At 62.9% G+C, this 10047-nt stretch carries 9 protein-coding genes and 1 pseudogene; 2 read left to right on the forward strand and 8 right to left on the reverse strand.

All coding sequences use genetic code 11. The annotated features are described in order from the left end of the window. From AC5DC2_RS12650 to AC5DC2_RS12660, 3 genes are all read right to left on the reverse strand, one after another. A partial coding sequence (locus AC5DC2_RS12650) for an ATP-binding cassette domain-containing protein (protein ID WP_491698726.1) occupies positions 1 to 836 on the reverse strand: 836 nt, incomplete at its 3' end. A gap of 254 nt (positions 837 to 1090) precedes the next feature. Then, entirely contained in the window at positions 1091 to 2128 is a 1038-nt protein-coding gene (locus AC5DC2_RS12655) for a transporter substrate-binding domain-containing diguanylate cyclase (RefSeq protein ID WP_491698727.1), read from the reverse strand. After that, positions 2029 to 4044 carry a transporter substrate-binding domain-containing protein gene (locus tag AC5DC2_RS12660; RefSeq protein ID WP_491698728.1) on the reverse strand — a complete coding sequence of 672 codons (2016 nt, stop codon included), beginning with the start codon at positions 4042 to 4044 and terminating at the stop codon, positions 2029 to 2031. The genes AC5DC2_RS12655 and AC5DC2_RS12660 overlap by 100 nt, the downstream gene beginning before the upstream one ends. Before the next feature lie 353 nt (positions 4045 to 4397). On the opposite strand from AC5DC2_RS12660, the gene rocF reads away from it, so the two are divergent. Further along, positions 4398 to 5321: an arginase gene (gene rocF / locus AC5DC2_RS12665; RefSeq protein WP_491698729.1), complete on the forward strand. Its 924-nt coding sequence runs from the start codon at positions 4398 to 4400 to the stop codon at positions 5319 to 5321. Here the strand turns inward: rocF and mbfA are convergent, their stop codons facing one another. The 5 genes from mbfA to AC5DC2_RS12690 form a co-directional block, all read right to left on the reverse strand. Then, positions 5322 to 6305, reverse strand: coding sequence for an iron exporter MbfA (gene mbfA / locus AC5DC2_RS12670; protein WP_491698730.1), 984 nt, complete (start codon positions 6303 to 6305; stop codon positions 5322 to 5324). A gap of 120 nt (positions 6306 to 6425) precedes the next feature. Then, positions 6426 to 7190 carry a siderophore-interacting protein gene (locus AC5DC2_RS12675; protein WP_491698731.1) on the reverse strand — a complete coding sequence of 255 codons (765 nt, stop codon included), beginning with the start codon at positions 7188 to 7190 and terminating at the stop codon, positions 6426 to 6428. A 119-nt stretch (positions 7191 to 7309) separates the two neighbouring features. Next, positions 7310 to 8017: an NAD-dependent deacylase gene (locus AC5DC2_RS12680; RefSeq protein ID WP_491698732.1), complete on the reverse strand. Its 708-nt coding sequence runs from the start codon at positions 8015 to 8017 to the stop codon at positions 7310 to 7312. 163 nt (positions 8018 to 8180) lie between these two features. Beyond that, on the reverse strand, positions 8181 to 8774 hold the full coding sequence (locus AC5DC2_RS12685) for a transglutaminase-like cysteine peptidase (RefSeq protein WP_036238355.1): 594 nt from the start codon (positions 8772 to 8774) through the stop codon (positions 8181 to 8183). Between the two features lie 131 nt (positions 8775 to 8905). Next, positions 8906 to 9706: an alpha/beta hydrolase gene (locus tag AC5DC2_RS12690; protein WP_491698733.1), complete on the reverse strand. Its 801-nt coding sequence runs from the start codon at positions 9704 to 9706 to the stop codon at positions 8906 to 8908. Positions 9707 to 9896: 190 nt separating this feature from the next. Here AC5DC2_RS12690 and AC5DC2_RS12695 point away from each other — a divergent pair. Then, positions 9897 to 10047 (forward strand): annotated as a pseudogene (locus AC5DC2_RS12695) (translation initiation factor IF-3); the annotation flags it as partial.

A 10047-nucleotide genomic window follows, 5' to 3' on the forward strand; every position in this document is an offset into this window, starting at 1 on the left:
CTTGCATAACCGGGAACGGTGAAGTCCCCGACCTCGAGCACGGCCGCACCGGCGTCGTCGTGCTTGCGGTCTGGATAGAGCTTGGAGACGTCGCGTCCGACCATCAGGCGGGCCATGTCGGAGGGTTCAAGCTCGGCCGCGTCATGGGTCGCCACCTTGTGACCGTCTCTGAGGACCGTCACCGTGTCGGCGATTTCCTTGACTTCGTTCAGCCTGTGGGAAATGAACAGCACCGCCACGCCCCGGTCCCGGATCGCCCGCATCACCTTCAGGAGCGCATCGGTCTCCACCGGCGTGAGAGAGGCGGTCGGCTCATCGAAAATCACCACCCTGTGCGGCGTCAGCAGCACCCGGGCGATCTGCACAAGCTGGCGTTTGGCAATCGAGAGCCGGGCTACAGGCGTTTCGGGATCGATATCGGCGCCGAGTTCGCCGACCGCCTTTCGCGCCTCGGCATTCATCACCCGGTCGTTGACGGCGAGGCCGCGACACACCTCGCGGCCAAGAAAGATATTCTGGGCAACGGTGAGATCGGGGGCGAGCAGGATTTCCTGGTGGACCAGCACGATGCCCATCGCCTCGGCCTCCGTTGGATTGGCGAAGGAGACCGACTGGCCGTCGATCCTGATATCGCCGCCCGACGGCTTGAGATTGCCTGCCAGAAGCCGCATCAGCGTCGACTTGCCGGCGCCGTTCTCGCCGATGACGGCGTGAACCTCACCGGCGCGCACCGCAAGGTCAATGCCGTGCAGCACCTCGATCGGGCCGAAGGATTTGGTCAGTCCGGCGGTCTTGAGAAGAATATCATTCCCGCCGCGCTCGTTGTCGTCGCGCATGGCCTCCCCCGCTCCACCGGAATGCGCTTCACCCGGCTTCCGTCCTTTCTCCCGGGCGCGCTCCACCGCGCCCGACGGGTCCAACCGCGCGGCCTATGCTTCGCCGCGACAGGTCCCTACCCTTTGGTAGCAAGGTTAGCCGCGTTCTTGATGTACGTAAACCATATTCTTGCGCATCAACGGTCGATACGTCGTTTTTCCGACGCGCCGGCCGACGTTCGGCAAGGCAAGAGCGAAGGACATGGTGTTGACGATCAGAGATTGCCGTTGACGCGATTGCGGCCGCTTCGTTTGGCCTCATAGAGATAGGAATCCGCCCGGTCGATATACTGTTCGAGCGTATCGCCGGCGCCGGGCACGGCGGAGTAGAAGCCGATGCTGACCGTCAGGCTCAGCACCACATCGTTGACCTCAGCAGGGCTTTCCGCCACGCGCTCGCGCAGCCTTTCGATAAAGGCCCGGACCTGGTCGGCCTCGCCCGCGAGCGTATATGCCACGAATTCCTCGCCGCCATAGCGGGCGACGAGATCGCCGGCGCGCTGGAAATGGGCATCGAGGATTTCGGCCAGATGCTTGAGGCAGGCATCGCCGAAAACATGGCCCATGCGATCATTGATCGGCTTGAAATGGTCGACATCGAGCATGGCGACGGTGAAACGCAGGCCGCGCATACGCGACAGGCCGAACTCCGCCTCGCCGCGCTCGATGAAGTGGCTGCGATTGTAAAGCCCGGTCATGCCGTCGGTTATGCTGACCTCGTGAAGCTTGCTGTTGGCCTTGTTGAGCGCGACATTCAGGGATCTGAGCTTGCGCACCCAGTAAAGCGAAAGCACCAGCACGCCGAGGCCGATCGCGCCAATGCCGAGCAGCAGGCGATAATCGATCGCGCGCTTGAAGGGCGCCAGTTTCTGCATGCTGATGATCCGGTCGACGGCGTCCGGATCGAGATTGACGACCAGCTTGGCAAAGATCCGGCCGAGATAGGGTTCGTCCGGCACGGTGGCCACCACCACCTGCAACCCCTCGGGAATGCGGCCGGAAATCTTCACGTCGTTGCTGTCCATGCCGGCAATCAGGTAGACGAGACTGTCCAGGGGGCCGACGACGGCGTCGAGTTCTCCGTCCTCGATCGCCTTGAGCCCGGCGTCCTCGCTGTCGATGGCGACAAGCCCGACATTCGGATACCGGCTCCTCAGAAGTTCCGCCGGCACATGAGTGGGAACGATGCCGACGCGCTGGCCCTCAAGCTCGCGCAGGCTGCTGACGAAGGGCGCCTGAAGCGGCGCGGCCACGGCAAGGGCGATATCGAGATAAGGGGCGCAAGATCGAAGGTCGTGTCGCGCATGTTCTCGCGCGCCACGAAGGGCAGCACGTCGCAGTCGGCCGAAAGCGCGCTGTCGCTGTCGGCATTCGCCAGCGAGACAGGCTCGATCTGGCGGTCGAACCTGCCGCGCGCACTCATCAGGGCGAGGATTTCGGCAATCGCGCCGCCGAGCGAACCATCATCCTCGATGGTCGTGTAGGGCGGTGAACTGGGCTCCACGCAGACGCGGATCGGGCCTTTCTCGGCCAGATACTGCCGCTCGTCGCCGGTCAGAATATCGTGGCCGGTTTCCATGCCGGCAATCGGCGCGCCGAGCCAGCGCCGCTCCATTTCCTCCCAGCGCGACAGCGGGATTGACTCCAGCGCATGGTCGATAATGCTTTTGAGATAGGGATAGCGCGGCGAGACGCCGAAACGCAGATCCTCGCGCTCGACGCCGTCCATCAGGAACTCGCCGCCGATCTGGATGTTGATCAGGCCGAGCTGGCGGATGATCGCATTGCCGTTGCTCAAGGCGGTGATCGCCGCGTCGATCTCGCCCTCCGAGAGCGCGCGCATGAGCTCCGCCTGGCTGTCGAAACCGCGCACGCCGTCGAACCGGGCTTCAAGATCATCGGCATAATAGATGTCGCGGGGAATGCCGATGACCTTGCCGTCAAGGCTTTCCAGACCGAGATAGGGTCCGGCGCCGGAGCGCATGAAGACGGCATTGGGCACGCGGTGATAAAGATCGGAAAACAGTGTGTAGTCGGCCCGCTCGTCCGTGAAGGAGATGTTGGTGATGATGTCGAGCTCGCCGGCGCGGAAACGATCAAGCAGTTCCGGCCAGTTGTCATACACACGGTCGAAGGCAAGACCGGTCGCCGAGGCGATATACTGGGTGATGTCTTCCGCAAGCCCCTTGCCGCGCCCGTTGTCGAGATAGCTGAAGGGCTCGTAGTCGACCATGAAGCCGATCTTGAGCGATGGCGCTTCCTTGACGAAGGCCTGCTCCTCCGGCAACAGGCGCAGGGGGCCGGTGCTCATCGAACGCCCGCTGCGATAGGACAGCCAACGCGTTGTGATGGCGTCCAGCGTCTCGGCCGGGATCGCCGCGACCGCCTTGTCGAGGATATCGGCGAGCATCCTTGCATTCTCGTCGCCGTCGCGGCTCAGGACGCCGAGGCGGAAATCCTCGAGCGCCACCGCCGTCAACGGCGGCGTACCGGCATTGGCAACATTGGTGAACCCGTTCTCCCGGACGAAGAAATTGCCCGTCAGCTCCGCGGCCAGCACGCCGTCCACCCAGCCGAAGGCCACGGCCGCCATCAGATCGCGATAGGTGGCATAGGTGACCGGCGAGACGTCGATCTCGGCGAGCGCATCGGCATAATAGATGTCGCGGATCACGCCGATGCGCTTTTGTCTCAGTTCCTCGAGTGAAAGCGGCTTTTCGAACGGGCGGTCGATGTTTTCGTAAAGCACCGTCCGGCGCAGATGGTACGGATCTGTGAAGGTGATGAAACGGCTGCGTTCCTCGGTCTCGGAAATATCGGCGATGACGTCCAGCCCGCCGGCGCGGAACTGGCCGTAGACATCCGCCCAGGCCCCCATGCGCAACTTCAGATCGAGCCCGGTCATGGTGCCGATCACGCCGATGAGATCCACCGTCCAGCCCATAATGTTGCCGTTGCGGTAGAAGGAATAGGGGTCATTGTCGGCGACCACGCCGACGCTGACCGGACCGCGCGCGGCGATATAGGCGCGCTCCTCAGCGCTCAACTCCAGGTCATGCGCCCTTGCCGGGCAAACGGCCCACAAGAGCAGAACCGCAAGCGCGGCCGAAAAGAACGACATCCGGGCAATGCCGTCACGCAAGCGCAGCGCCGTTCCAACCTCTTTCATCACCCGCGTCTCATGCGAAAACCCAAGGCACCAACGGGAGCGGCGGCAGGGAGGCGGATGTCAGCACAGGCCACGCAACGGGACTGAGCATCTGCCGGTTTCCTCCTCATTGATCCCCCGGTTCCTCTTGACCAAGAGCAAGGCATAGCACAATTTCCGCCAAGTCAAACGCCCCTTCAGCGAAATTGAAAGGCACGAATGGCAGCGCTATCGTGATCATCCGCTTTCCGCAACCCTTCAAAGCAAAGACAACATGCGTCTATACTGACTTTTCTGAGGGTCCGGCGCCGCATTGCCGGAGGGCGAACTGCGCGCGCCTCTGACGGAGGCGAACACCGAAAACGGAGTTTTTCATGCATTGCACACTTCTCGGCGTGCCCGTCGAAACCGGCTCGGGCCGGAAGGGCTGCAACATGGGGCCGAACGGCCTGAGGGCAGCCGGTCTCGTCGAAGCGCTGGCCGGACTGGGCCACGACGTTGTCGATCTCGGCGACCTTGAGCCGGCGCCGCGCCGCGCGGTCTCCCATCCCAACACCAAGCTCAAGGCGCTCGGCGAAACCGTTTCCTGGCTCGACGCGCTTTCAGAAAAGGCTTTCGAGATTTCCGAGAGCGGCCTGCCGATCTTCATGGGCGGCGACCATGTGATGGCGGCGGCAAGCGTTGCCGGCATCTCGCGGCGGGCAAAGGAGAGGGGCCGGCCGCTGTTCGTGCTCTGGCTGGACGCCCATAGCGATTTCCATACGCTGGAGAGCACCGAAAGCGGCAATCTGCACGGCACGCCGGCGGCCTATTTCACCGGCAGGCCCGGGTTTGACGGCATCTATCCGCCGCTTGACGCTCCGGTCGATCCGGAAAATGTCTGCATGCTCGGTATCCGCAGCGTCGATCCGCCCGAGCGCGCGGCGCTTCAGGAAAGCGGCGTCACCGTGCATGATATGCGTGCGATCGACGAAAGCGGCATAGGTGCGCTCCTGTCAGCCTTCCTGAAGACCGTAGACGCGGCAGATGGCATGCTGCATGTGAGCTTCGACGTCGATTTCCTCGATCCCTCGGTGGCGCCCGGCGTCGGCACCACGGTTCCGGGCGGGGCGACCTTCCGCGAAGCGCATCTGGTGATGGAGATGCTGCATGACAGCGCACGTGTGACAAGCCTGGACCTCGTCGAGCTCAATCCGTTTCTCGACGAGCGCGGCAAGGCTGCGATCCTGATGAGAGACCTGACGGCCAGCCTGTTCGGACGGCGCGTGATGGACCGGCCGACGCGCAGTTACGGCTGATCAGCCGCTGCCGATCAGCATGCCGGCGGCAAGCACCAGACCGCCGCCGAGCACGACCTGGAAGGCCGCCCGCATGAACGGCGTTTCCATATATTTGTTCTGGATGAAAGCGATCGCCCAGAGCTCGAAGAACACGACGATGATGGCGACGACCGTCGCCGTCCAGAATTCCGGGATCAGATAGGGCAGCGCGTGGCCGAGGCCGCCGACCATGGTCATGACGCCCGAGGCGATGCCGCGCTTGACCGGCGAGCCGCGCCCGGACAATTTGCCGTCATCATGGGCGGCCTCGGTGAAGCCCATGGAGATGCCGGCGCCGACGGCCGCCGAAAGGCCGATCAGGAAGGTCTGCTTGGTATCCTGCGTGGCAAAGGCGGCGGCAAAGATCGGCGCAAGCGTGGAGACAGAGCCGTCCATCAGCCCGGCAAGGCCGGGCTGCACCCAGGTCAGCACGAACTGGCGGCGCTCCTTCAGGCTTTCCTCGTCCCGGACATCCTCCGGCGCATGCTTTTCGGTGAGCGCGACGGCGGTTTCCTCATGCGCCTCTTCGGCCATGGCGAGGTCGCCGAGCAGCTTACGGGTGTCCGCATCGCTCACCTGGGCCGCGGCCGCGCGGTAGAACCGGCCTGCCTGTTCCTCCATCGTCACCGTCTGGTCGCGGATCTTGTCGAGCGGCAGGCTCTTCATCAGCCAGTCGGGTCGCCGCTCGTAGAAACCGCGCACATGCTCGCGCCGGATGAGCGGGATGATGTCGCCGAAGCGGCGCTTGTGCATATCGATCAGCATGCGCCGGTGGCTGTCCTCGACCATCGCCATGTCATCGAATATCTTCGCAGAATCGGGATATTCGGGACGCAAGTGCTCCGCATAGGATTTGTAGATGCGCGCATCGTCCTCTTCCGAGGAGATGGCAAGCGCCAGAATCTCCTGCTCCGAAAGCGAGGAAAAGGCGCGGCGCGGCCTTGAGAACAGATTGAATGCCATGATCATCATCCCGAAATGAATTTAGAATTCTTCTAAACTAACATCGAGAGAAGGTCAAATCCCGCTTGTCCGCGCTATGATTGCAGGCTTTTGCTGCAATCATGCGACAAGTGGCCGGCTTCACATGTTCTTCTCGCTGACGCCCGCCTGATCGGCGACCCAGTAGCCGGACGCATTCATCCAGGTCAGCGGATGGCCGCGTTCTTCCACGAGAAAATTGCGAGCCGCGCGCGCCACCCGCGCCTCGGCGCCGATCCAGGCAAAGGTCTGCGGCGGCAGGTCAACGTCCCTGAGCGCGCCCAGGAAGGGCGCCGGATCGGTTGCAACAGCCCCCGCCCGGTCGATCCAGCGGAGGTCCACATCGGCCTCCGTTCCGAAAACCTGTCGGTCATCGGACGACGGAACGGCGATGATCGCGGTCACCGAAGCGCCAGCCTCCGCTTCCTCGATCCGCCGGCCGATTGCCGGAAGCGCGGTCTCGTCGCCGATCAGAAGCCAGTGCGCGACCGGCCCCTTGACGACGGCGGACCCCCGCGGTCCGCCAATCTCCAGCGTATCGCCGGGCCTTGCGGCAACGGCCCAGGCGGTTGCCGGGCCGGCATCGTGGATGGCGAAATCGATGGTGAGCGACCGCCGGTCATTGTCGTAGCGGCGCGGCGTATAGTCGCGCATCGCCGGCTTCTCTTCGCCCGTGTCGAAGAACAGCTTGATATGATCGTCGGGCGCCGCGCTGATGAAATCGGCAAGTTCGGGGCATACGAAGGTGATGCGCCGCATGGCGGGGGTAATATAGTCCGCCGCCGCCACCGTCAGCGTCCGGCGCTTCAGCTCGTGGCGGACGCGTTCGACTTCAGGCGGGACGACGTCATTTTGATCCTGGGACATGAAAAACTCCGAAAGGCCGCGCTGAAGCGAGCAGTCGGCCGGGATAAAACATGACCTCTTTTGTCATGAATAAGCGACGATGGTCAAATGCATCTGCGTCGCAGGGGCCGCAAGGCGCGTTACCGACCTGCCAGCATGGCTTCCACGAAGGCGGGAACCGTGGTCGAGGCCGGCCCCTCGTAGCAATCCTCGAACAGGGGATTGCCGGTCGCCTGAAGGTTGACCTCGACGGTCCGGGCGCCATTGCCGGCAGCCTCCATGACGAAGCCTGCGGCCGGATAGACCGTGCCGGACGTGCCGATCGACACGAAAAGCTCGGCCCCGCCGAGCGCCTCTTCGATCCGCTCCATGTCATAGGGCATTTCGCCGAACCAGACGATATCCGGCCTGAGCGCCGGACGCGTGCAGCTCGAACAGATCTCGCCATCGTCGAGATCCCCCTCCCACGGCTGGTGGCTGCCGCACTCGTAGCAGAGCGCCGAATTCAGCTTGCCATGCATATGCAGCACGTTCTTCGAACCGGCTTTCTCATGCAGGCTGTCGACATTCTGGGTGATCAGAAGAAAGGGGCCCTGCCAGGCGTTTTCGAGCCTGGCCAGCGCATAATGAGCCGCGTTCGGACGGGCTTTCGCGGCCTCGCGACGACGCAGGTTGTAAAAATCGAAGACGAGATCCGGATTGCGATGGAAACCCTCTGGCGTGGCGACATCGCGGATATCGTGATCGGCCCACAGGCCGCCATTGTCGCGAAAGGTGGCAAGGCCGCTCTCGGCGGAGATGCCTGCCCCGGTCAGAACGACGATCGAAGCCTTCGGTGAGATATGCATGAAATCCGTCCGAGCCTCCCTTTAAATCCGTCCGAGCCTCCCTTTCAGGCTCTTCCGGCCTGCTCCGGTTCCTTGTTGCAGCATTTGCGGGAAAGAGGATCACCCGGCGTGCTGCGCTTTACTTATTTTCTTTCGGCCGGGCGCTCCGCGCGCCTCAGGTCGTTCACCGCAGCGAAGCGACGGGCAGGTCCGTACCGGTTTCGACCTTGACCCAGCGGCCGGCATCGAAGGAGGCCTGGCGCTTCAGGAAGGTATAGGGCGTTTCGGCCCAGGGCAGGATTTCGTCGCTCAGATTGTCGAGAATGAAATCGCCCTTGCTGGAGCGCAGCGTCAGCACCGCATGGCCCTCGCCATTGGGCTTGCGCACAACGGTGATCAGAAGATCGGAGGCCGAGAAGCCGGCCTTCATCAACCGGCGGCGCTTTTCCAGGACAAAGTCCTCGCAATCGCCCGCACCGCTCTTCGGATAGGCCCAGACTTCCTCGCGGCCGTAAAGCTCCTCGTCCGTCATTGGCTCGACCTCGGCGTTGACGGCGAGGTTGATCGCCTCAACCGAACGCCAGCCGAACGAGGTTAGCCGGGCCGGGCCGGAGAGACCGGACTCGGGCTCGCAATCGCGACGGTGCTGCTGGCAGAACTCGAAGTGCCCGATCGGCTGGGAGGTGATGCCGCCAATCGGCATGGCGGGCATTCCGGCGGAAAGCGCCGGCGCAAGCAGACCGGCCGAGAACATGGCCGCGATCGCACCGAAAACCATATAAGCCAGTTGATTGAAACGAGGCACGCTATACCCATCCGCCTGGTGAATTCTTAACAAAGAGTTAAGGAGATATGGCGGACGGAGTCAATCAATCAAGGCCGCGCCGGCGGCAGGATCTTAAGGAATGGTTAACCGGCGCGGGATCCGGCAACAAGGTCGCCGACGGCCTTCAGCATGCGCTCGATATCCTCCGGCCGCGACAGGCGATGGTCGCCGTCCTGCACCAGGGTCAGCACCACGTCGTCGGCCGGCAGATGCGACATCAGCTTCAGCGCATGCGCATAGGGAACGTCCGCATCCTGCTTGCCCTGGATGATATGAACCGGACATCCCGTCTCGATAATGCCGTTCAGCACGCGGTTGCGCCGGCCGTCATCAAGCAGCTTCGCGGTAAAGATTGTGGGCTCGGGACCGTAGGGTGAGGCCTCCTCGAAATAGCCCTGTTCGGCCAGCGCCTTGCATTCGGCGTCATTCAGGTCCGGCTCGATCAGTTCGCTGGTGAAATCCGGCGCGGGGGCAAGCAGCAGCAGGCCCTCGACCTTCGGTCCGCCGGCCTGCTTCTTCAGTTCCTGCACCGCCCTGAGCGCCAGCCAGCCGCCCATGGACGAGCCGATGATGATGATCCGTTCGGGGGCCGCATGATCGATGGTCGCAAGCGCGTCGGCAAGCCAGCGCGAGATCGTGCCGTCCTTGAACGCGCCCTCGCTTTCGCCGTGGCCTGTATAGTCGAAGCGGATCATGGCAAGGTCTTTTTCGCCGGCATAGGCGTCAAGCGCCTCGGCCTTGGTGCCGAGCATGTCGGAACCGTAGCCGGAGAACCAGACCAGCGCCGGCTTCTCGCCTGATCCCTGACGCAGGCGCATGGCGATCTTCAGCGGTCCTTCGCCGTGATCGATTTCGGTATAGGTCAGGGCAACATTCTGCTGCATGATAGTCTCCGCCGGTTTCGCTCCAAAAGCCCGCGATCACGCCGATCTCGCGATCAAGAGGTGATTTTCTTTTTGGGCTGTGTTATTGACATTGGACGGGCTTAACAACCATTTGTGTCCGATAAGTGCCTCAGGTCACAAGACTTGGCGCTTCAAAACCCGATTTTCAATCATTGAGGAGATCACGACCATTCGCAGACCCCACAGAGCCGCTCCCCCGACCAAGGAAGGTCCCCGCGCCAATCGCGACATTCGCATCCGCGAAGTGCAGCTGATCGATGCAGAAGGGGAGAACCAGGGCGTCGTACTGACTGAAGATGCGTTGAGAATGGCTGAGGAAG

The sequence above is a fragment of the Martelella sp. genome (assembly GCF_984369615.1).

Bases quoted from the DNA above. Each gene is read 5' to 3' on its own strand.
- AC5DC2_RS12660 (WP_491698728.1), bottom strand. From the start codon at position 4,044: ATGAAAGAGGTTGGAACGGCGCTGCGCTTGCGTGACGGCATTGCCCGG.
- rocF (WP_491698729.1), top strand. From the start codon at position 4,398: ATGCATTGCACACTTCTCGGCGTGCCCGTCGAAACCGGCTCGGGCCGG.
- mbfA (WP_491698730.1), bottom strand. From the start codon at position 6,305: ATGGCATTCAATCTGTTCTCAAGGCCGCGCCGCGCCTTTTCCTCGCTT.
- AC5DC2_RS12675 (WP_491698731.1), bottom strand. From the start codon at position 7,190: ATGTCCCAGGATCAAAATGACGTCGTCCCGCCTGAAGTCGAACGCGTC.
- AC5DC2_RS12680 (WP_491698732.1), bottom strand. From the start codon at position 8,017: ATGCATATCTCACCGAAGGCTTCGATCGTCGTTCTGACCGGGGCAGGC.
- AC5DC2_RS12685 (WP_036238355.1), bottom strand. From the start codon at position 8,774: ATGGTTTTCGGTGCGATCGCGGCCATGTTCTCGGCCGGTCTGCTTGCG.
- AC5DC2_RS12690 (WP_491698733.1), bottom strand. From the start codon at position 9,706: ATGCAGCAGAATGTTGCCCTGACCTATACCGAAATCGATCACGGCGAA.